Genomic DNA, 21,287 nt, shown 5'->3' with positions numbered 1-21,287 from the left:
CAGTCACGCAGGCCAACGGTAGGAGCGTGGCTTGTCCCGCGATCGGCGACGCAGTCGTCGCAAAACCGGCGAATGCGGTGTAACAGGAAAACCGTGTGCTCAGGGTTTACGACGGGTTCCCCGCCGATCGCGGGACAAGCCACGCTCCTACAGGCTCCGCGCCTGCCAGTCATTCAAAGAGGAAAACCTGTCGTGAATCGTACGATCGCTCAAAAGGGAGCCGCTGGCCTTGCCACGGCCGTCGCACAGAGTGTTCAGTATCAAGGCCGCAAGGCGAGCCGACAGGGAAGCGAACAGCGCCGACAGCAGATTCTCGATGCGGCCATGCGCATTCTCATCCGTGATGGCGTGCGGGCCGTCCGGCACCGCGCCGTGGCCGCCGAAGCGCAAGTGCCGCTGTCGGCCACCACTTATTACTTCAAGGACATCGACGACCTGCTCACCGATGCCTTCGCCCAATACGTCGAACGCAGCGCGGCGTACATGGCCAAGCTGTGGACCAACACCGAAACCCTGCTGCGCGAAATGGTCGCGCGCAACGACGGCAGCGCCGATGCCCGCGCGCGGCTGGCGGACGAGATTGCGCGCATGACCCTGGACTACGTGCGCCATCAGTTGCTGACGCGCCGCGATCAATTGATCGCCGAGCACGCCTTCCGCCTCGAAGCGTTGATCAACCCGCGACTGGCGCCTCTGGTCAGCGCGCACCAGCAGATTCTGTTGCAGGGAAGCGCCCAGTTTCTCGAGGTCATGGGCTCGGCCCAACCGCAAGTGGATGCGCAAGTGTTGACGGGGATTATCGGGCGGATGGAATATCAGGGCTTGCTCGAGGGACCACGTCCCCACGCAGACGAAGAAATGCTCGCTATTCTTACCCGCCAGATGCATCTGGTGCTGGGCACCGCCAAGCCCATGACGGGCTGCAACGCATAATTTCAGGGCTCGGTGTCGAGGGCTCACTTTCAGGAGAAGCGATGAAAGTCTGGAGCGTTTTGCTCGCCTTGTCGTTCGCGCTGTTGAGCGGATGCCTGGTGACTTTCAAGGACCCGATTCCCACGCGCGACACCGCGCCGCCGAAACTGCTCGGCACCTGGACCAGCAAGAACGCCTGGGGCGAGCCGCTGGAGCTGGAAATCAGCCGCGCCGGGGCCAATCAGTACAAGGCCGTCAGCTACCGCAAGGGGGATCGCAAGAACCGCGACGAGTACACCTTCACGGTGTCGCGCCATGGCAGCCGCTGGTACGTGTCGGCGGCGTTGCCTGAAAAGTACGGGGCCAATTACGTCATCGCCGGCTTCGACCTGGTCGACAACGATAACGCGGCCGACGAACTGGACGTCTATGACCTGGACCTGGAACGGATGCAGCAGCTGATCGAGCAAAAGACCTTCGAAGGCCAGGCGATTGAAACCGAGAAGGGTGACGGCGTGCTGATCACCACCTCCATGGACAAGGTGTTCGCCTATCTGGACGACACCGCCAATTCCGATGTCTTTCTCAAAGCAGCTCAATATCAGCGCATGACCAAATAGCGCTAAAGGTCAATTAAAGGGGTACTGGGTGGACGATTACCAGCAGACCATTCGCACGCTGTCCGATCGTATCGTGTTCGCGCAAACGCCGATCCGGGTACTGGATGCGGTGAAGTGGGACGACAGCATCCGCAAGAATTTTCTTTCCGCCAAGGGCAAGCAAATGCCCGAGATCGATCGGGCCTACTACGAGAATCGCCCGTTGGGTTTTGACTCCGGCGCATTGAAACTGGAATTCCAGAACATCGAGCGCGACATTACCCGGCAACTGGGGCAGTTCAACCCGGTCGGGCAGATCATGCGGCGCATGTGCAAGGAGTACCGGATGGTCATCCGGATGCTCGAGGCCCGTGGCACACCGGATTTTGGCCTCATTTCCCAAGAGTTGTACGGCGCGGCGTCCGATGCGTTTCATGCCGGTGATCCGACGCTGGCCGACCTCGGCCTGATGCTGTCCGATTACCTGAACAACATCGCCGGGCGCGGTGACCTCAAGGACGAACCGAAGATTCTGACGGCGAAAGACGCGGTGGCCATGCTCCAAAGCCGGCTGAATCGCACCTTTGGCGAGGCTGAAGAAACCATCCGTGTGTTTGAGTCCGACGGTATTGTCGCGGACGCGGCGGCGGGCGCCGATTACATCAAGATCCGCAGCGACGCGATGTTCAACGAGCGTGACGTGCGGGCGCTGGAAGTCCACGAAGGCCTTGTGCACGTGGGCACTACCCTGAACGGTCAGAATCAGCCGATCTGCACTTTCCTCGCCAAAGGCCCACCGTCGTCGACCGTGACCCAGGAAGGCCTGGCGATTCTGATGGAAGTCATCGGCTTCGCCTCCTACCCCAGCCGCCTGCGCAAGCTGACCAACCGCACCCGTGCGATTCACATGGCCGAAGAGGGCGCGGATTTCCTGCAGGTGTTCGAGTTCTACCGTGAGCAGGGCTTCGGTATGCCTGAAAGCTACGGCAACGCCAGCCGCGTTTTCCGGGGCTCTGTGCCCAACGGTCTGCCGTTCACCAAGGACCTGTCCTACCTCAAGGGCTTCATCATGGTTTACAACTACATCCAGTTGGCCGTGAGAAAGGGCAAGCTGGAGCAGGTGCCGCTGCTGTTTTGCGGCAAGACCACGCTCGAAGACATGCGCACGTTGCGCCAATTAGTGGACGAAGGGCTGGTGGTGCCGCCCAAATACCTGCCGGAGCAGTTCCGCGACATGAACGCGTTGTCGGCATGGATGTGCTTCTCCAACTTCCTGAACCATTTGAGCCTGGACCGGATCGAAGCGGATTACTCGAATATCCTTTGAGCGCCGAGCGTTTTCAAAAAAACCGGCTTGGTGGCGAAGGTGCAAGAACAGCAAGATCAGTGCTGACCGATCTGGCACCCGCCCGGTAGGCGCTGGCTTGCTGGCGAACGCGTCAGTTCAACACCAGATTTGAATGACACACCGCATTCGCCAGCAAGCCGGCTCCTACAAAGGGTACAGCGATAAAAAGGCCTCCTCACACGGCGAAAAAACAAGGATGAAACCCGTTTGAAGCTCATCGTCACTCTCATCACGATCCTCTTTCTCGCCGGCTGCAGCGAACTGCTGTTCTACCCGGAGCGCGACGTCCCCCTCACCCCGGAAAAGGCCCACCTGCCGTACCGTGACCTGACGCTGACCACCGCCGACGGCACAAAACTCAATGCCTGGTTTCTGCCCGCGAAAGCCGGCGTTCCGGTCAAGGGCACGGTGCTGCACCTGCATGGCAACGGCGGAAACATGGCCTGGCACCTGAGCGGCAGCTATTGGCTTCCGGAGCAGGGCTATCAAGTGCTGTTGCTGGATTATCGCGGCTATGGCCATTCCGAAGGCGACCCCAGTCTGCCAGCGGTGTACCAGGACATCGACGCGGCGTTCGACTGGCTGAACAAGGCGCCGGAGGTGCAGGGCAAACCGCTGGTGGTGTTGGGGCAAAGCATTGGTGGCGCGCTGGGTGTGCATTACCTGTCCGAGCACCCGCAACAGCGTTCTCGGGTGAAAGCCTTGGTGCTCGACGGCGTGCCGGCCAGCTATCGCGAAGTGGCGCGCTACACGTTGAGCACGTCGTGGCTCACGTGGCCGTTCAAGCGGCCATTGTCGTGGGTGATCCCCGACAGCGACAGCGCCATCAATGGCATTACGCAGCTCAAAGGCACGCCGATGCTGCTGTTCCAGAGCCTCGACGATTCGCAGGTTCCGTTGCACAACGGCATCAGCCTGTATCAGTCCGCACCGTTGCCACGGGTCCTGCAACTGACGCGGGGGCCTCATGTGCAAACCTTCGAAGACCCGACTTGGCGTGAAGTCATGGTCCGGTATCTGGACGACCCGCAACACTTTAACGGCCTGCGGCGTCTGGCCGAGATCCCCAATTACCCTGATCCTGATGCGAGCAAGAAGACTTCCTCTGCGCCATCGGAAACGCAACCGGCAGAGAGTTCGAAATGAGTGACGAGCGTAATGTGATCCCGCAGATTCTGACTGGGATTGGCTGTATTTTTTTGACCGTCGGGACGCTGTGGTACTACGGGTATCTGCACTTCGCAAAGCCTGAGGATGCGTTGCAGTTGAGCGAGTTCACGATGCTCAAGACGGTGCCGGGGGAGGACTACAAAGTCGCGCTGGAGCCGGCGCCGCAGGTGGCTCAGTGTATCGATGGGGTGATGGTGTTGTTCGATACCGCGCAGAAGGGTCTGACCGGAGTGTTGGTGAATGATCGCAAGCAGGCGGTGAGGTGCATGGGGCAGGAAACGCCGCAGAAGGTGCAGTGATTTTCTGATCGTACCCATGCTCCGCGTGGTAACGCATCGATTGACGCTCCGCATCGACTTGGACGCAGAGCGTCTTGGACCGCGTCAACCTGATGCTTCTGCTGTTGATTTTGCTTTTCCATTTCCTTTTCCTGCCACAAAAAAAGGCCCCATCTGCATCCACAGACGGGGCCTTCTGACTTGCAGCGGCAATTACATCACCGCATCAGCCCTATCACTGCATCGAAGAACGCGGTGCGACCGGCTGGTTATCGTTGGAAATGGTCACTTCCACACGACGGTTCATCGCACGGCCCGACGCGCTGGCGTTATCCGCCACCGGGTACTCCTTGCCATAACCCTGCGCAACGACACGGTCCATGGCCACGCCCATCTTCACCAGTGCCATGCGCACCGAGTTCGCGCGGCGCTCGGACAGCGACTGGTTGTAGGTCGCCGAACCGGTGCTGTCGGTGTAGCCCTCGACGATCACCTTGCGATCAGGGTTTTCCGACAGGAACTGCGCCAGCTTGTTCACGTTCACCAGGCCCGTCGATTTCAGCTCGGCCTTGTTCAGGTCAAACAATACGTCGCCAAAGGTCACCAGCGTGCCGCGTTCGGTTTGCTTGGCGTTCAGGCTGTTCTGCAGTTGCTTGATCTGAGCATCGCGAGCATCCAGACGCGCCTGAGCACGTTGGGCCGATGCGTTTTTCAGATCGTTCTCAGCAGTCTTCAGGTTGATCGTCTGCTTGGCCAGTTCGACGCGCTGATTGGTCAGGTACGCCAGCTGATCGACTTTCTTTTCGTCGTCATGATTGCGATACGCGGCGTCTGCCTTGTCCAGCCATTCGCTGGCGTCCTTGGTTTCCAGCGCCGCCAATTGACTGGCTTTCGGATTGCTTTGCAGCGCCGAGTAGTTGGTCCGGGCTTGTTCCAGGTTCACGTTAGGTTGCGAGGAGCAGGCAGCCAGACCAACGCTCAGGGCCAGCAGGGCAGGGATCAGTACTTGTTTACGCATGATGGTTTCTTCCTTTAAATCAATGGCCAATGCATGAAAGGCGAAGGGTTACTGGCTGACCGGCTGAACCTGGCGCATGCCTTCTTCACGCAGTTCATTGACGCCCTGACGAGCATCCTGCACCGCTTTCTGAGCCTTGGCGGCCTGGGCCTTACGCTCAGCTACTCGAGCGTCCCATTCGGCTTGTTCGGCGTATTTGCGGGCTTCGTCGTATTTCTTTTCCTGCATGGCCAGTTCGGCTTGCTTGAACTTGTCCTGGGCAGATTTCATTTCCACCGCTGCGTACTCAGTACCGCCGGCGGTAACGGCTGCGTTCACCGCGGATTGGGTGACGGCGTATTGCTCGCTGGGCGGGTTGCCTGCGCAACCGGCGAGCAGGAAGCTGGTGCCCAGAGCCAGCGCGGCCAGTTTCAGCCCGCGCAGGCCGTTGAACGTGGTTTTGGCAGTGCTGATATTCATGGTGGTCAACTCCATTTTGAAACTCCTGAAAACACGATGTTTTCCATTTCAGTCAAGAGCCTGGCGGCTGGATGACAGGGTCATGTATCCGCTGCCATCTGTCGGCTTTTTCTGTAATGGCTAAATGCTCGGACCTGAGCAGTTTTTGAATAGTTCAGCGTTTTTTAGCCATCTGACTGAGTGGATTTCTACAAAGTGAGAAATTGACGTTGAAAAACTGGCACAAAAAAAGACGCGCCAGGCCCGTGCTGACGGGGTGGCGCGACTCTTTTCAAAGCGCTGAAAGCGACGTCGTAATCAGTGCTGTGGGTTGTCCTGCTGATCGGACAAATCCTGCAGAAAACGACGAGACAGGGCAAGGAAACGCGGTGTTGGGCCGACATCTTCGTAGAGCGGATCGCCTTCTTCATCGGTGGCGACCACGTGCGAACCCTTGATGTACGGAAAACTGGCTTCCAGCTCTTCCAGGGCGGCACCGATCAGCTCACCCATTAATTCTTCCGGGGTGCGCTTGGGGTACATTTCCGCCAGCGCGGCCAGCCGTGCAGCGGCTTCGACATCCAGATGAACCGCATAGCCGGTCTTGGTCAGACGACCCTTGGCGGTCTGTTCCCACTGTTTTGCGAGCTCACGGATTTTCATAAAGACCTCTTCGTACACCCGCGTGGTGGCGGGTTCAGGCGAATGTTCGAACCCTCGTGGGGTTCGCTGATGAGACTAGCTTGCTCCCGGCAGATGTGCGGCAAAGGGTTGCGCGCATGTATGAATTTGTCGCTCTATACACAGAGATAGAGGCAAAACTTACGCGGGCGTTCAGTTTCGAGTGATCGAACTGACTCAAGGCAGAACAAAAAAACGCTGAAGGAGAGGGCTGGATGGCTGATATCGATGCACGATTGCGCGAGGACGTTCACCTGCTGGGTGAGCTGTTGGGCAACACCATTCGTGATCAGCATGGGGCTGATTTTCTCGAGAAGATCGAGCGTATCCGCAAGAGCGCCAAGGCCGGTCGCCACGGCTCGACGCAAAGCACCGAGCAACTGAGCTCCAACCTTGAAAGCCTCGGTGAAGACGAACTGCTGCCAGTGGCACGGGCCTTTAACCAGTTCTTGAACCTGGCCAACATCGCCGAGCAGTACCAGCTCATTCATCGCCGCGATGACAGCAAGCCGCAACCCTTCGAGTCGCGCGTGCTGCCGGAATTGCTGGAGCGTCTCAAGCAGTCCGGACAATCCTCCGAAGCCCTGGCCCGCCAGCTTGGGAAGCTGGAAATCGAGCTGGTACTGACCGCTCACCCCACCGAAGTCGCCCGCCGGACCTTGATCCAGAAATACGACGCCATCGCCGCGCAGCTCGCCGCCCTCGACCATCGCGACCTGAATCGCCTTGAGCGCGAACAGATCACCGAAAGGCTGCAACGCTTGATCGCTGAAGCCTGGCACACCGAAGAGATCCGCCGCATTCGACCCACGCCGGTGGACGAAGCGAAGTGGGGCTTTGCCGTCATCGAAAACTCGCTGTGGCAAGCCATTCCCAACTACCTGCGTAAAGCCGATCACGCCTTGCATGCCGCGACGGGCCTGCATTTGCCACTGGGAGCCGCGCCGATTCGCTTCGCCTCGTGGATGGGCGGTGACCGGGATGGCAACCCGAATGTCACGGCTGCTGTCACCCGCGAAGTGCTGTTGCTCGCGCGCTGGATGGCGGCCGATCTCTACCTGCGAGACGTCGATCAACTCGCGGCTGAGCTGTCGATGCAGCAGGCCAGCCCGGCGCTGATGGCGGCGTCGGGAGACAGTGCCGAACCCTACCGCAGCGTGCTGAAACAACTCCGCGAACGGCTGCGCGCCACCCGTAACTGGGCGCATGCCTCGTTGAGCGTGACGCAGCCAGCGCCTGAAGGTGTGCTGCACAACAATCGCGACCTGCTGGATCCGTTGCAGCTGTGTTTTCAGTCGCTGCACGCGTGCGGCATGGGTGTGATCGCCGACGGCCCGCTGCTGGACTGCCTGCGCCGCGCGGTGACGTTCGGCCTGTTTCTGGTCAAGCTCGATGTGCGTCAGGACTCCACGCGGCACAGCTCGGCGATGACCGAAATCACTGATTATCTGGGGCTCGGGCGCTATAACGAGTGGGACGAAAACGCGCGTATCGAGTTTCTGTTGCGTGAGCTGAGCAACAAGCGCCCGCTGCTGCCCGCGCATTTTAAACCCGCCGCCGAAACCGCCGAGGTACTGGCGACCTGTCGGGAGGTGGCCGCTGCGCCTGCGGCATCGCTGGGGTCATACGTCATCTCCATGGCCGGTGCGGCGTCCGATGTGCTGGCCGTACAACTGCTGTTGAAAGAAGCCGGACTGCAGCGCCCGATGCGCGTGGTGCCGTTGTTCGAAACCCTGGCTGACCTGGATAACGCCGGGCCGGTGATCGAGCACCTGCTCAGCCTGCCGGGCTATCGCCTGCGCTTGCACGGCCCGCAGGAAGTCATGATCGGTTACTCCGATTCGGCCAAGGATGCGGGCACAACAGCCGCCGCCTGGGCACAGTACCGGGCGCAGGAAAAACTGGTGGAGATCTGCCGTGCGCAGCAGGTTGAATTGCTGCTGTTCCATGGCCGCGGTGGCACGGTCGGACGGGGTGGTGGTCCCGCTCACGCGGCGATTCTGTCCCAGCCGCCAGGCTCGGTTGCCGGGCGTTTCCGCACCACCGAGCAGGGCGAGATGATCCGCTTCAAGTTCGGCCTGCCGGACATTGCCGAACAAAACCTCAACCTCTACCTCGCGGCCGTGCTTGAAGCAACGCTGCAACCGCCGCCGATGCCCAAACCCGCCTGGCGCACGATGATGGATGAGCTGGCGGCGGATGGTGTCAACGCGTACCGCGCCGTGGTGCGTGAAAACCCTGAGTTCGTCGAGTATTTTCGCCAGGCGACGCCTGAACAGGAGCTCGGTCGCCTGCCGTTGGGCAGTCGACCGGCCAAGCGTCGGGAGGGGGGCGTCGAGAGCTTGCGGGCAATTCCGTGGATCTTCGCCTGGACCCAGACACGCTTGATGCTCCCTGCATGGTTGGGCTGGGAAGACGCGCTGAGCAAGGCGCTCGAACGTGGCGAAGGCGCGCTTCTGGCGCAGATGCGTGAGCAGTGGCCATTTTTCCGCACGCGGATCGATATGCTGGAGATGGTGCTCGCCAAGGCCGACAGTGATATCGCGCAACTCTACGACGAACGTCTGGTAGAACCGGGGCTGCAGCATTTGGGTGCACATTTGCGCGACCTATTGTCGCAGGCGTGCAGCGTGGTGCTGGGGCTGACCGGCCAGTCGCAGTTGCTGGCGCACAGTCCTGAAACCCTGGAATTCATCAGCCTGCGCAACACCTACCTCGATCCGCTTCATCTATTACAAGCCGAGTTGCTGGCGCGGTCCCGTGTTCAGGACGCGAGTCTGGACAGTCCTTTGGTACAGGCTCTGTTGGTGTCTGTCGCAGGCATTGCCGCCGGTTTGCGCAACACCGGCTAAGGTGAGATTGCCCCCGCGGATGAAGGTGCAAGCCTTCATCTCGCGGCGTGTGGGTGATCGGCGAGGGCGCATTGCTTTAAAGTTGCGCCAGGTCATACCCGCCTGCCAATCGTTGCCAAGCTACTGGTTTATCGTGGGTTACTGCGACTTTTGGCGTCTTGTGCGGTATGAATCGGCTGTGTATCTTGATCAGCCTTTGGCCGTTGGGTCAGTTAATTTTTTTTGTGATTGGCCCCATTTAGGCGAATCCGACGAAATCTCTATAAAAATTGAGGAGCACAACAATGCGCGTGATTCTGCTGGGAGCTCCCGGGGCCGGTAAAGGTACTCAGGCAACGTTCATTACCAAGCAATTCGACATCCCGCAAATCTCCACCGGTGACATGCTGCGCGCAGCCGTCAAGGCGGGGACTGAACTGGGTCTGAAGGCCAAAAGCGTGATGGACAGCGGCGGTCTGGTTTCCGACGACCTGATCATCGGTCTGATCAAGGATCGCCTGTCGCAGCCTGACTGCACCAACGGCTGCCTGTTCGACGGTTTCCCACGCACCATTCCTCAGGCTGAAGCCCTGAAAAACGCGGGCCTGGCGATCGATCACGTCGTAGAGATCAAGGTCGACGACGAAGAAATCGTCCAGCGCATTTCCGGCCGTCGCGTGCACGAAGGTTCGGGCCGCGTTTACCACACCATCCACAACCCGCCGAAAGTAGAAGGCATGGATGATGTGACGGGCGAGCCGCTGGTTCAGCGCAAAGACGACGTCGAAGAAACCGTGCGTCATCGCCTGTCGGTCTACCACGCGCAGACCGAGCCTCTGGTCGAGTTCTACAAGAAGCTCGAAGAGAAGGACGGCACGCCGAAGTTCAGCAGCATCCCGGGTGTCGGTTCGGTCGAGCAGATCACCTCGAAAGTGAAGGAAGCACTGGCCTGATCCTTTGATAGGTGCAGTGAACAACGGCCCGCTTGCGGGCCGTTGTTGTTTATAATGCGGCACGTTTTTGTCTAACCCTCTTTTGCACAACCGTGGAAAACCCGATGACGACCCTGCTGGCCCTGGACACCGCCACTGAAGCCTGCTCAGTTGCTTTGCTGCACGACGGCAAAGTGCTGACTCACTACGAGGTGATCCCGCGCCTGCACGCGCAGAAACTGTTGCCGATGATCAAGGACTTGCTGGCCGAAGCGGGTATCGGGCTGTCGGCGCTGGACGCCATTGCGTTCGGTCGTGGGCCGGGTGCCTTCACCGGCGTGCGTATCGCCATCGGCGTGGTGCAGGGGCTGGCGTTTGGACTCGATCGTCCGGTGCTCCCCGTGTCCAACCTGGCCGTACTGGCGCAGCGAGCGTTTCGTGAGCATGGCGTCCGTCAGGTCGCGTCGGCCATCGATGCGCGGATGGATGAGGTGTATTGGGGCTGCTATCGCGAAACCGACGGTGAAATGAGGCTGGTCGGCGAAGAGGCGGTGATGCCGCCGGAGCAGGCCGCCTTGCCTGCCGATGCGTCGGGAGACTGGTTCGGAGCGGGCACGGGCTGGGGTTATGCCGAGCGTCTCCCGGTGGCGGTGTCCGCTCAGGATGCCGGCATGTTGCCGCACGCTCAGGACTTGCTGACGCTTGCGACGTACGCCTGGCAGCGAGGCGAGGCCATCGTTGCTGACGATGCACAGCCGGTTTACCTGCGTGACAAAGTGGCGACGCCCAAGGCGCGTTGAACACGAGTGCGTGCATCAACTCGAACTCTGTAGGCGACGTCCGAGGTTACGAGGGTATGGGCCGCACTTCGGACGAACGCGGCCCGCAACACGCCGCTTCCCGCAACTCTTCTGTTCTTGTGCTAATAATGCGTGCTGTCCGAACGGCAAACACGCTCGATCTGCGACCCAAGTCACAGCATTCGCTACCGTTCGGCGACAAATGTTCATTTTCTGCTCGGTGGATTTAAACGTTTTGTAATAACTGTGGTCTAGTTATCGTTCGCGAGTTTGCTTAAGTGCGTTCCGTGAGATTAAATTGCCACTACAAGACGCCGAGTAAGCATCGATGCGGATTAATGGTCCTTCACAACGTTCGTACCCGATAAAACGCAAGCCGCGCAAGGGCTCGGCGACGATAGATAACGCCTCTGAAGAAGTGATCGACGATGCTGAAGTCATTCCTCAATCGTCGCGTCGTCAGACCGGCAGCACCGCCAACGTGCCTGCTCGCCAGCAAGACATCATTTTCCCCCGTGCCATGAGCACTCGTGTTGCCCACGCGCTGAGCAGCTACCTGACGACGTCCACCTTCGTCGATTGGGATCTTGAGGTCTCGGGGCTCGACCTTCACGTTTGAACGTCGTCAACCCGCCTTACTATATCGGTTGCCCGTCTTGGAGCGAAAACGCCTGGCGTCAGTCGTTGTACCCGGACGATGCGCGCAGCACGGATTTTCTCGAGCTTTACGCTCAAGTCTTCAACGCCGTTGAAGGCAACACCACGTTCTATGCGCGCCCGGCGGCCACCACCGTGCTGCGCTGGGCGCAGGTCCTCCCTGAGCATTTTCGTTTCACCGCCAAATTTCCCGGCGACATCAGCCATGCGGGTGATCTGCGCGAGCACCTCACCTCGGCCGAGGATTTCCTGACGCTGCTGGCGCCGCTCGGCGAGCGCGTTCAACCGTTGTGGTTGCAGCTTCCCGCGAGCTTCACCCCGAACCGCCTGGGTGAACTGGCGACGTTCATCGAAGCGCTCGAGGGTCGGTCGCTGGCGGTGGAAGTGCGAAACATGGCGTTCTTCAATAAAGGCGAAGAAGAGCGGATGCTCAATCGCCTGCTGCTCGACCGTGGCGTGGAGCGTATTTGCCTGGATTCGCGGCCGCTGTTCAGCTGCATCTCCAGCGATCCGGCTGTCCTGCATGCGCAATCGAAAAAGCCGAAAGTCCCACCACGTCCTGCTGCGTTGACGCAATTTCCCCAAGTGCGGTTTATCGGGCGCCCGGAGCTGGAGGCTAACGACAGTTTTGTCGAGCAGTGGGCGCAGAAAGTCGCCGGATGGATCGAGGAAGGGCGCACGCCGTACGTCTTCCTGCACACCCCGGACAACATTCAGGCCCCAGACCTTGCACGACGTTTCCATCGGCAATTGATGACATTGCTGCCGGGCTTGCCTGAACTGCCGGAACTGGATCGTGGGCCGCACGTGGAGCAACTCGGCCTGCTGTGAGGTCGATAGGGTGGACGCCCTCACTCTCTGGACACGTTGCCCATGCGCGGTTCGACTGTTTTCCTCGCTTTGTTGCTGATCTGCGCCGGGACCGTTTTTTCGGTCTGGCGGGGTTGGCTGGACGTGCCCGGGCGCTGGAACCCTTGGGCCCCGCTCGATGTACGTGAGCCGCCAAACCTTCTGACCTCTTTCAAGCTTTGGCGCTTGCAGGAGGACCCCTCGCTCTGCGATCAGGCATTACAGACCTCGACACTGCGTTACGCCCATCAGGCCGACAGCGCCCCGGATGCCAAATGCCCGTTGACCGATACGTTGCGTGTCCAGGGCGGTGACGTCGTGCTAAGCAGCAGTTTCCTCTCCAGTTGTCGGCTGGCCGTGGCCTACGCGCTGTTTGATGTTCACGCGCTGCAACCGGCGGCGCAGGCGGTGTTCGGGCAGAAGGTCGTCCAGATCGATCACCTGGGAAGCTTCGCCTGTCGCAATGTTTATAACCGTAGCGAGGGCAGACTCAGCCAGCACGCGTCGGCGAATGCGCTGGACATCGCAGGGTTTCGCCTGGCGGACGGGAGGCGGATTTCAGTGCTGAAGGACTGGAAAGACGACGGCGCCAACGGGCAGTTTCTGAGGCTTGTAAGGGATGAAGCCTGCAAGCAGTTCAACACCGTCCTCGGCCCGGACTACAACGCGGCGCATCGGAATCACTTTCACGTGGACATGGGGCGCTGGCAGGTTTGTCGTTGAATGGCACCGGAGCGCGAAGATTCGTCAGGCGGCGATACGCAGGTTCTGCAACACAATCGGGCGCGCCCAGCCATTGTCGAACGCCAGATTGCGCTGTTGTTCGGTCATTTCTTCGGGGCTGAACGGCGTGGCGGGTTTGTCGGCCAGGTCCCATTCGAACTCGGCGATGGGCAGGAACAGCGGGCGTGGCTGAGGGCCGGGACCGGGTTCGACGCTGTCGTCGTACGGGTTGAGTACGGTTGGACGCACCCAACTGCTGTCGAATTCCAGATTGCGCTGTTGCTCGATCAGTTCGCTGGCGCTGAACGGCACAGCGGGCTTGTCGGCCAGGTCCCACTCGAATTCGGCGATGGGGAGAAACAAAGGCTCCGGCGGGGCGATTTCCTTGTCCTCGACCGGGCAGGCGCGCTGTTCGACAATTTTGCTCAGGGTCTTGGCACCGGCAATCGGTTCGCCAGTCATGCTGTCCGTTGCCGCGACGACGCTGTAGGCCGGGGCAGTGCCGGCGTTATCGTCCACCTGCTGAGCCATGGCACGGGCAAACGCATCCTGCCAGAGCTGCGTGACGCCGCTCAGGGTCTCGGTATTGCGTACGCTGTAGTCGCCTGCGTACGTCAAATAACCTATGGAGGATGTTTGCTGAATGTCTGACATAAGCGCTCAGTACATGCCGTGGCTCTGGCAAAATGCCGGATACATTCGTTATCGGCAGATGTTGCCAATCATTAAGAAAATTTGAGCGTGTGGAAACGATGAACGAGCAACAGGCGGGCAGCCGCATCCGGGTTGAAGCCCTGACCCCTGACTCTCAGGAAAAGGCTGCGCAGTGGGCCAGACGTCTTGGCTTGCCGCATGAGGATGCCGAGGCCGATTTCGCGTTGCAGGTCAGCGACGACGGCCTGCAATTGCAGCAGTTGGGTGACGACGCGCCGGGGCCGGTCCGCGTGGACTTCGTCGAAGGCAAGGCGGCCCATCGGCGTCTGTTCGGCGGCGGCAGCGGGCAGATGATCGCCAAGGCCGTCGGCATCCAGCCAGGCGTTCGCCCTCGTGTGCTGGATGCGACGGCGGGAATGGGCAAGGATGCGTTCGTGCTGGCGAGCCTGGGGTGTGAAATGAGCCTGATCGAGCGTCAGCCGATCATTGCCGCGTTGCTCGAAGACGGGCTGGCGCGGGGATCTCAGGACCTGGAAGTGGGCGGCATCATTGGCCAGATGCGTCTGCTGACGGGCAATTCCATCGAGCTGATGCGCAATTGGCAGGGTGAGCCACCCCAGGTGATCTATGTCGACCCGATGTTTCCACACCGTGAGAAAACGGCGCTGGTGAAGAAGGAAATGCGCCTGTTCCGGCCGCTGGTGGGCGACGACATGGACGCTCCGGCCTTGCTGGAAGCCGCTCTGGCGCTGGCCACCCACCGCGTGGTCGTCAAGCGCCCGCGCAAGGCGCCGTGCATCGAAGGCGTGAAGCCCAGCTATGCGCTCGACGGGAAGTCCAGCCGGTACGACATCTATCCGAAAAAGGCGTTGAAGCCGTAATCCGCACTTCCAGTGATCTGTAGGAGCGCGCTTGCCCGCGATTGCGGTATGTCAGCACCATGAGTGGGGACTGACACACTGCTTCGCGGGCAAGCGCGCTCCTACAACGGTCAGTGTCTATTCGGCCCGATACGCCTTCAAAAACAACGCCACCACTTCCCGGACATGCTGTTCACCGGTCTGTTCATCCGGCACGCCGCCGTTGCCAATCAGCAGGCGGAAATTGCACACGCCTTTGATCAAGCTCAGGAAGTGCCCGGCGGCGCTGACCGGTGAATCGAAGTGCAATCCCTCCGTGTCGTTCACCCGCGTCAGAAAACGCTCCATCTCATGCAGGATGCGCTGGGGGCCTGCCTCGAAGAAAACCTGCGAAAGCGCGGTGTCCTGAGTGCCCAGGGCGATCATCAACCGGTGCAACTCAATCGACTCAGGGCTGTTGATCAGCGTCTGAAATCCCCTCGCAATACCCAGCAATACTTTTTCCAAGGGTTCCGCGGTGCCCACGTCGACGAACAGCTCGGGAAGCTGCTCCTCACACCGTGCCACCACGGCGGCGGAAAACAGCGTCTCCTTGTCATTGAAATGGCTGTAGACGGTGAGCTTGGAGACCCCGGCTTCAGCGGCCACCGCGTCCATGCTTGTGCTCGCATAACCATTGCGCACGAACAGGTCTTTCGCGGCGTCGAGGATCGCCTTGCGCTTGGTCAGATCCTTCGGGCGACCGGGGCCGGTGGTGGATGTCGCGTCGGTCATTCGTTCTTCAGGCATAGGTGTTTTATTAGTGGACTGTTCAGTTCGGTAATTTTTAATATACTCGCCAGTACAATTATTCCAAGCCCTCACTTGCCAAGGTGCCACACCATGTTTCGCGATGCTTTGCTCCTCGTCGTGCCCATCAGCCTGGTGTCATTGCTGGCAGGTTGCGGTCAGGAAGTATCCGTCCCCGCCACCGTGCGTCCGGCCATGGTAGTGCAACCTGTCCCCTCATCCCAATCGATGGACAGCTATCCCGGTGAAGTCCGCGCCCGCTTCGAGCCGGAACTCGCGTTTCGTATTCCCGGCAAAGTCAGCAAACGGTGGGTCGAAGAGGGCGAACGCGTGAAAGCCAATCAGCCGCTGGCAGAGCTGGACGCTCAGGACGTGCGCCTCCAGCTGGACGCCACCCGCGCGCAAGTGGCCGCCGCCGAAGCGAATCTGCAGATGGTCCGCTCCGAGCGTGACCGTTACAAGACGCTGATGGAACGGCAAATGGTCAGCAAATCCCAGTACGACAACGCCGAAAACCTGTATCGCGCCGGCGATGCTCGCCTGCGCCAGCTCAAGGCCGAGTTCACGGTCGCCGACAATCAGACCGGTTATGCCGTGCTGCGTGCGTCGCAGGACGGGGTCATTGCCAAGCGTCTGGTGGAAGTCGGGCAGGTCGTGGCGGCCGGGCAAACGGTGTTCACCCTGGCGGCCGATGGCGAGCGGGAAGTGTCGATCAGCTTGCCCGAACAGAACTACGGACGTTTCAAGATCGGCGATCCGGTCTCGGTGGAGTTGTGGACGCAGCGTGAGCAACGTTTTCCGGGGCGCATTCGTGAACTGTCCCCCGCGGCCGATCCCCGTTCGCGGACCTTCGCGGCGCGCATCGCCTTCGCCGGTGGCAAGGTGCCCGCCGAGCTTGGCCAGAGCGCACGGGTGTTCATTGCCGCCGAGCACAACGTGCCACTGTCGGTGCCGCTGTCTGCGCTGACCGCCGAAAATGGCGTGACCTACGTCTGGCGGCTGCAAGGTGACAACACCCTAAAGCGCACCCCTGTACAGGTGGGCGCGTACGGTGAGGAGTCGGTGCCGGTGTTGAGTGGCCTGCAAGCCAGTGACTGGGTGGTGGCCGCCGGTGTTCATGTGCTGCACGACGGGGAGCAGGTTCGTCCGGTCGATCGCAGCAATCGAGCGGTGAAGCTGGCGGCGAAGGAGTAAGCACGGATGCGTTTCAATCTTTCCGAATGGGCGCTGCGCAACCGCCAGATGGTCTTGTACCTGATGATTCTTCTGGCTGTGGTCGGTGCGTTGTCTTACACCAAGCTGGGGCAGAGCGAAGATCCGCCGTTCACCTTCAAAGCCATGGTCATTCGCACGCTCTGGCCCGGCGCCAGTGCCGAGGAAGTGGCGCGTCAGGTCACGGACCGCGTCGAAAAGAAGCTGATGGAAACGGGCGACTACGAGCGCATAGTCTCGTTCTCGCGGCCCGGCGAGTCTCAGGTCACGTTCATGGCGCGCGACTCGCTGGTGTCGGCCAAGTTGCCAGAGCTCTGGTATCAGATCCGCAAGAAGATCGGGGACATTCGCCAGACCCTGCCCGCCGGTGTCCAAGGACCGTTTTTCAACGATGAGTTCGGCACCACCTTCGGCAATATCTATGCGCTGACAGGCGAAGGGTTCGATTACGCGGTGCTCAAGGATTACGCCGACCGCATTCAGATCCAGCTTCAGCGGGTCAAGGACGTTGGCAAGGTCGAGTTGGTCGGCCTGCAGGACGAGAAGATCTGGATCGAGCTGTCCAACGTCAAGCTCGCGACCCTCGGCTTGCCGCTGCAAGCCGTGCAGCAAGCCCTGGAAGCGCAGAACGCGGTGGTGGCCGCGAGCTTTTTCGAGACGCCAAGCGAACGCGTTCAGCTGCGTGTGACCGGGCGCTTCCAGACCGTCGATGAGATTCGCGATTTCCCGATCCGCGTCGGCGATCGGACGTTGCGCATCAGCGATCTGGCCGATGTGCGCCGGGGCTTCAACGACCCGCCCGCGCCACGCATGCGCTTCATGGGGCAGGACGCCATTGGCCTCGCGGTCGCCATGAAAGACGGCGGCGACATCCTCGTGCTGGGCAAGGCCCTGGAAGGTGAGTTCGCCCGTTTGCAACGCAACTTGCCGGCCGGCATGGAACTGCGGAAGGTGTCTGACCAGCCCGCCGCTGTGAAGACCGGCGTCGGTGAGTTCGTTCAGGTGCTCGCCGAAGCGCTGGGCATCGTGCTGCTGGTGAGCTTCTTCTCCCTCGGCGTGCGTACCGGCATGGTCGTGGCGTTGGCGATCCCGGTGGTGCTGGCGATCACGTTCGCCTGCATGTATTACCTGGGAATCGGCCTGCACAAGATTTCCCTCGGCGCGTTGGTCCTGGCGCTGGGGTTGCTGGTGGACGACGCGATCATTGCCGTGGAAATGATGGCGATCAAGATGGAGCAGGGCTACGACCGGCTCAAGGCCGCGAGCTTTGCCTGGACCAGCACGGCCTTTCCGATGCTCACCGGCACGCTGATCACGGCGGCAGGCTTTCTGCCGATCGCCACAGCGCAGTCGAGCACGGGGGAGTACACCCGCTCGATCTTTCAGGTGGTGACCATCGCCTTGATCGCGTCGTGGGTGGCGGCCGTGGTGTTCGTGCCTTATCTGGGTGACCGGCTGTTGCCGGACCTGGCCAAGCGTCATGCGTCCCGACATGGCGCCGGTTCAGAAGCGCCGGATCCTTACGGCACGCCGTTCTATAAGCGAGTCCGCGCGTTGGTGGGCTGGTGTGTACGCCGTCGCAAGACCGTGATCGTGCTGACCATCAGCCTGTTCGTGCTGTCGATTGTCATGTTCCGTTTCGTGCCTCAGCAGTTCTTCCCGGCCTCGGGTCGGCTGGAGCTGATGGTCGACCTGAAACTTGCCGAAGGGGCTTCGTTGAGCAACACCACCGAGCAGGTGAAGCGTCTGGAAGCCATGATCAAGGACCACGCGGGCATCGAGAATTATGTGGCGTATGTGGGCACCGGTTCGCCGCGCTTTTACCTGCCGCTGGATCAGCAACTGCCTGCGGCCAGCTTTGCGCAGTTCGTGGTATTGGCCAAAACCATCGAAGACCGTGAGGCCCTGCGCACCTGGCTTATCCAGACGATGAACGAGCAATTCCCGATGCTGCGTCCTCGTGTAACGCGACTGGAGAACGGCCCGCCCGTGGGGTATCCGGTGCAGTTCCGGATCACCGGCGAGCACATCGACGAAGTCCGCGCACTGGCGCGCAAAGTGGCGGCCAAGGTTCGGGAAAACCCGCACGTGGTCAACGTGCACCTGGATTGGGAAGAGCCGAGCAAAGTCGTCTATCTCAATGTCGATCAGGACCGGGCGCGGGCGCTCGGCGTGACCACGGCCGATCTTTCGCGATTCCTGCAAAGCCAGCTGACCGGCTCCAGCGTCAGCCAGTACCGCGAGGATGACGAGCTGATCGAGATTCTGCTGCGAGGCACCGAGCAGGAACGCCATGAGCTTGGCGGGCTGGCCAGCCTGGCGATCCCGACCGAAAACGGCAGCAGTGTCGCGTTGTCCCAAGTGGCGACGCTGGAGTACGGCTTCGAGGAAGGCATCATCTGGCACCGCAATCGCCTGCCAAACGTGAACATCCGCGCCGACATCTACGGCAAGGAGCAGCCGGCCACGCTGGTCAAGCAGATCCTGCCGACACTCGACGAGGTACGCGCGCAACTTCCGGACGGCTACCTGCTCGAGGTCGGCGGAACCGTGGAAGATTCGACCCGTGGCCAGAACTCGGTGAACGCCGGTGTTCCGTTGTTCATCGTGGTCGTGCTGACCTTGCTGATGATTCAGCTGCGCAGTTTCTCCCGCACTTTCATGGTGTTCCTGACGGCGCCGTTGGGCCTGATCGGCGTGACCTTGTTCCTGCTGATTTTCCGTCAGCCGTTCGGCTTCGTGGCCATGCTCGGCACCATCGCGCTGTCGGGCATGATCATGCGCAACTCGGTGATCCTGGTTGACCAGATCGAACAGGACATCGCTGCTGGTCTTGATCGCTGGCAAGCAATCATCGAAGCGACCGTGCGACGTTTCCGCCCGATCGTACTCACGGCGTTGGCGGCCGTGCTGGCGATGATCCCCTTGTCACGCAGCGTGTTCTTCGGCCCGATGGCGGTCGCGATCATGGGCGGCCTGATCGTCGCGACCGCCCTGACGCTGCTGTTTTTGCCGGCGTTGTACGCGGCCTGGTTCAGGGTGAGGAAGGGCGAGGGCGATTCCGCGGGCTGATAACTTTCTAATTGCTGAACAGAATCACTGCGCGGCTTCTCTGGCCTGGGGATATCCCCTATATTCGCCCCGGCCAGCTCCGGCTGCTCAAGCACTATCGGTTTCAACGTCTTTTCAGGCGCAAGAACGTCCATGTCCGAATCCTTCGAAGTCCCCAGCCCTCACGAACATCATGTCGAGCACGCGCACCGTTCTGGCGATCGTTTTGCCGGGAAGATTGCCGTCATGACGGCGATCATGGCCACGGTCGGCGCAATGCTCAGTTATCAGGCCGGCTCGACCGAGAGCGAGGCGGCGATGGACAAGAACAACGCGGCGATCAAGAAGACCGAGGCCTCCAATCAGTGGAATTACTACCAGGCGAAGTCGAGCCGGGAAAACCTTGCAGACCTGGCGAGCCACATTCCGGGTCTGGACGCGGCGCACTACACGGCAGAGGTGCAACGTTACAAGGCGGACAAGGAAGCCGCGCGCGCCAAGGCCGAGGCGCTTGAGGCTCAGGCGCAAGAGTGGGATGAGAAGTCCGAGCGTGTACTGCATTCTCACCATCGCTGGGCGCAGGCAATGATGGCGATCCAGATGGCCATTTCGCTGGCGGCGATTACGTTGCTCACTCGCAAGGAGTGGTTGCAGAAGGTGTCGTACGGCGCGGGCGGGGTGAGCGTGGTGTTGGGGGTGATGGCCTGGCTGCACCTTTGATCTGGCTGTAGGTGCTGATGTTTTAGGTGCTGATGTTGGGTGTGTTTCTGTTGGCGCCAGTTGGGCTCTGGCTGACGCCAGATCTGTTTCGCCTTCGGCGAGTTACTTGATAACCCCAAGTAACCAAGGGTTGGCTCCTGGTTAGGCCCGACTTCGTCGGGTACCCGCACTCCGACGACGCTCCGTGGGCCCGCGCCGAACGGACATCCATGTCCTTGCGGCGCTCTCGCGGCATCCGTGCCGCTCGACCCACTCCGCGCCGTCTGCGTTTGGCCTGCACCCAAGTCGCGCTTTGCGGTGTCTGGACTATCGCGTACAAGAGCAACTCGGGCTGGAGCTAACGCTCTTCGCAATTTTGAATAGTGCATCAATCATCCGCACGCCACCCCAAACTGTAGGAGCGCGCTTGCCCGCGATCTGCCGGGAACCGGCAGCAAGACCTGTGCGTGCGGAGTGCCAGGCATGATTGAGTCGCCTGATTTTGCTACCGCTGCGCGGTAGATCGCGGGCAAGCGCGCTCCTACAGGGACTGCGTCAGCCTGATATTTCAGCTACCGCTGCTGCTGTTGATTTTGCTCTTCGACATCAATGGTCCAGACACCACAAAACGCGACTTGGGTGCAGGCTGAACGCAGGCGGCGCGGAGTGGGCCGAGCGGCATGGATGCCGCGAGAGCGCTGTCAGGACATGGATGTCCGTTCAGCGCGGGCCCACGGAGCGTCGTCGAAGTGAAGGAACCCGACGAAGTCGGGCCCAACCAGGAGC

At 60.7% G+C, this 21,287-nt stretch carries 20 protein-coding genes; 15 read left to right on the top strand and 5 right to left on the bottom strand.

The window, feature by feature from the left end; translation table 11 throughout:
• Positions 1-192 precede the first annotated feature (192 nt).
• The 5 genes from BLS87_RS12340 (at position 193) to BLS87_RS12320 (ending at position 4,328) form a co-directional block, all read left to right on the top strand.
• Entirely contained in the window at positions 193-933 is a 741-nt protein-coding gene (locus tag BLS87_RS12340) for a TetR/AcrR family transcriptional regulator (protein ID WP_074752772.1), read from the top strand.
• A gap of 41 nt (positions 934-974) precedes the next feature.
• Positions 975-1,532, top strand: coding sequence for a hypothetical protein (locus BLS87_RS12335; RefSeq protein WP_074752771.1), 558 nt, complete (start codon positions 975-977; stop codon positions 1,530-1,532).
• Positions 1,533-1,560: 28 nt separating this feature from the next.
• On the top strand, positions 1,561-2,838 hold the full coding sequence (locus tag BLS87_RS12330) for a flavohemoglobin expression-modulating QEGLA motif protein (RefSeq protein WP_074752770.1): 1,278 nt from the start codon (positions 1,561-1,563) through the stop codon (positions 2,836-2,838).
• A gap of 228 nt (positions 2,839-3,066) precedes the next feature.
• The gene (locus BLS87_RS12325; RefSeq protein WP_074752769.1) at positions 3,067-4,005 is read left to right on the top strand and encodes an alpha/beta hydrolase; all 939 of its coding nucleotides are present in this window, start codon (positions 3,067-3,069) and stop codon (positions 4,003-4,005) included.
• The gene (locus BLS87_RS12320) at positions 4,002-4,328 is read left to right on the top strand and encodes a PA3694 family proteiin (RefSeq protein WP_074752768.1); all 327 of its coding nucleotides are present in this window, start codon (positions 4,002-4,004) and stop codon (positions 4,326-4,328) included. Before BLS87_RS12325 ends, BLS87_RS12320 begins: the two co-directional genes overlap by 4 nt.
• 214 nt (positions 4,329-4,542) lie before the next feature.
• Here BLS87_RS12320 and lptF read toward each other — a convergent pair whose 3' ends face one another.
• The 3 genes from lptF to BLS87_RS12305 form a co-directional block, all read right to left on the bottom strand.
• Positions 4,543-5,325, bottom strand: coding sequence for a lipotoxin F family OmpA-related lipoprotein LptF (lptF, locus tag BLS87_RS12315; RefSeq protein WP_074752767.1), 783 nt, complete (start codon positions 5,323-5,325; stop codon positions 4,543-4,545).
• A gap of 48 nt (positions 5,326-5,373) precedes the next feature.
• Entirely contained in the window at positions 5,374-5,799 is a 426-nt protein-coding gene (locus BLS87_RS12310) for a DUF4398 domain-containing protein (protein ID WP_074752766.1), read from the bottom strand.
• 282 nt (positions 5,800-6,081) lie between these two features.
• Positions 6,082-6,426 (bottom strand): pilin assembly protein, encoded by a 345-nt coding sequence (locus BLS87_RS12305; protein ID WP_074752765.1) that lies wholly within the window; start codon positions 6,424-6,426, stop codon positions 6,082-6,084.
• Between the two features lie 233 nt (positions 6,427-6,659).
• Here BLS87_RS12305 and ppc point away from each other — a divergent pair, with 233 nt between their 5' ends.
• From ppc to BLS87_RS12275, 6 genes are all read left to right on the top strand, one after another.
• Complete coding sequence (gene ppc / locus BLS87_RS12300; RefSeq protein ID WP_074752764.1) at positions 6,660-9,296, top strand: phosphoenolpyruvate carboxylase; 2,637 nt, start codon at positions 6,660-6,662, stop codon at positions 9,294-9,296.
• A 284-nt stretch (positions 9,297-9,580) separates the two neighbouring features.
• Positions 9,581-10,228 (top strand): adenylate kinase, encoded by a 648-nt coding sequence (gene adk, locus BLS87_RS12295; RefSeq protein WP_074752763.1) that lies wholly within the window; start codon positions 9,581-9,583, stop codon positions 10,226-10,228.
• 104 nt (positions 10,229-10,332) lie between these two features.
• Positions 10,333-11,007 carry a tRNA (adenosine(37)-N6)-threonylcarbamoyltransferase complex dimerization subunit type 1 TsaB gene (gene tsaB, locus BLS87_RS12290; RefSeq protein ID WP_074752762.1) on the top strand — a complete coding sequence of 225 codons (675 nt, stop codon included), beginning with the start codon at positions 10,333-10,335 and terminating at the stop codon, positions 11,005-11,007.
• A 328-nt stretch (positions 11,008-11,335) separates the two neighbouring features.
• A complete protein-coding gene (locus tag BLS87_RS12285) occupies positions 11,336-11,626 on the top strand; it encodes a hypothetical protein (RefSeq protein WP_074752761.1) in 291 nt (96 codons plus the stop codon).
• Positions 11,623-12,495 carry a DUF72 domain-containing protein gene (locus tag BLS87_RS12280; protein WP_074752760.1) on the top strand — a complete coding sequence of 291 codons (873 nt, stop codon included), beginning with the start codon at positions 11,623-11,625 and terminating at the stop codon, positions 12,493-12,495. Before BLS87_RS12285 ends, BLS87_RS12280 begins: the two co-directional genes overlap by 4 nt.
• Before the next feature lie 42 nt (positions 12,496-12,537).
• Positions 12,538-13,236, top strand: coding sequence for an extensin-like domain-containing protein (locus BLS87_RS12275; RefSeq protein WP_074752759.1), 699 nt, complete (start codon positions 12,538-12,540; stop codon positions 13,234-13,236).
• A 24-nt stretch (positions 13,237-13,260) separates the two neighbouring features.
• On the opposite strand, the gene BLS87_RS12270 is transcribed toward BLS87_RS12275, so the two are convergent.
• Positions 13,261-13,890 carry an energy transducer TonB gene (locus BLS87_RS12270; RefSeq protein ID WP_074752758.1) on the bottom strand — a complete coding sequence of 210 codons (630 nt, stop codon included), beginning with the start codon at positions 13,888-13,890 and terminating at the stop codon, positions 13,261-13,263.
• A 98-nt stretch (positions 13,891-13,988) separates the two neighbouring features.
• On the opposite strand from BLS87_RS12270, the gene BLS87_RS12265 reads away from it, so the two are divergent.
• Positions 13,989-14,771, top strand: coding sequence for a class I SAM-dependent methyltransferase (locus tag BLS87_RS12265; RefSeq protein WP_074752757.1), 783 nt, complete (start codon positions 13,989-13,991; stop codon positions 14,769-14,771).
• Positions 14,772-14,888: 117 nt separating this feature from the next.
• Here the strand turns inward: BLS87_RS12265 and BLS87_RS12260 are convergent, their stop codons facing one another.
• The gene (locus BLS87_RS12260) at positions 14,889-15,524 is read right to left on the bottom strand and encodes a TetR/AcrR family transcriptional regulator (RefSeq protein WP_074752756.1); all 636 of its coding nucleotides are present in this window, start codon (positions 15,522-15,524) and stop codon (positions 14,889-14,891) included.
• A gap of 108 nt (positions 15,525-15,632) precedes the next feature.
• Between BLS87_RS12260 and BLS87_RS12255 the strand changes: the two genes are divergently transcribed.
• The 3 genes from BLS87_RS12255 (at position 15,633) to BLS87_RS12245 (ending at position 20,522) form a co-directional block, all read left to right on the top strand.
• Positions 15,633-16,733 carry an efflux RND transporter periplasmic adaptor subunit gene (locus tag BLS87_RS12255; RefSeq protein ID WP_074752755.1) on the top strand — a complete coding sequence of 367 codons (1,101 nt, stop codon included), beginning with the start codon at positions 15,633-15,635 and terminating at the stop codon, positions 16,731-16,733.
• Positions 16,734-16,739: 6 nt separating this feature from the next.
• On the top strand, positions 16,740-19,823 hold the full coding sequence (locus BLS87_RS12250) for an efflux RND transporter permease subunit (protein WP_074752754.1): 3,084 nt from the start codon (positions 16,740-16,742) through the stop codon (positions 19,821-19,823).
• A gap of 132 nt (positions 19,824-19,955) precedes the next feature.
• Positions 19,956-20,522: a DUF4337 domain-containing protein gene (locus BLS87_RS12245; RefSeq protein WP_074752753.1), complete on the top strand. Its 567-nt coding sequence runs from the start codon at positions 19,956-19,958 to the stop codon at positions 20,520-20,522.
• The last annotated feature ends 765 nt before the right edge of the window (positions 20,523-21,287 follow it).

This window comes from Pseudomonas abietaniphila, assembly GCF_900100795.1.
Taxonomy (GTDB): Bacteria; Pseudomonadota; Gammaproteobacteria; order Pseudomonadales; family Pseudomonadaceae; genus Aquipseudomonas; species Aquipseudomonas abietaniphila.
This window is presented reverse-complemented; position numbering and strand designations above follow the sequence as displayed.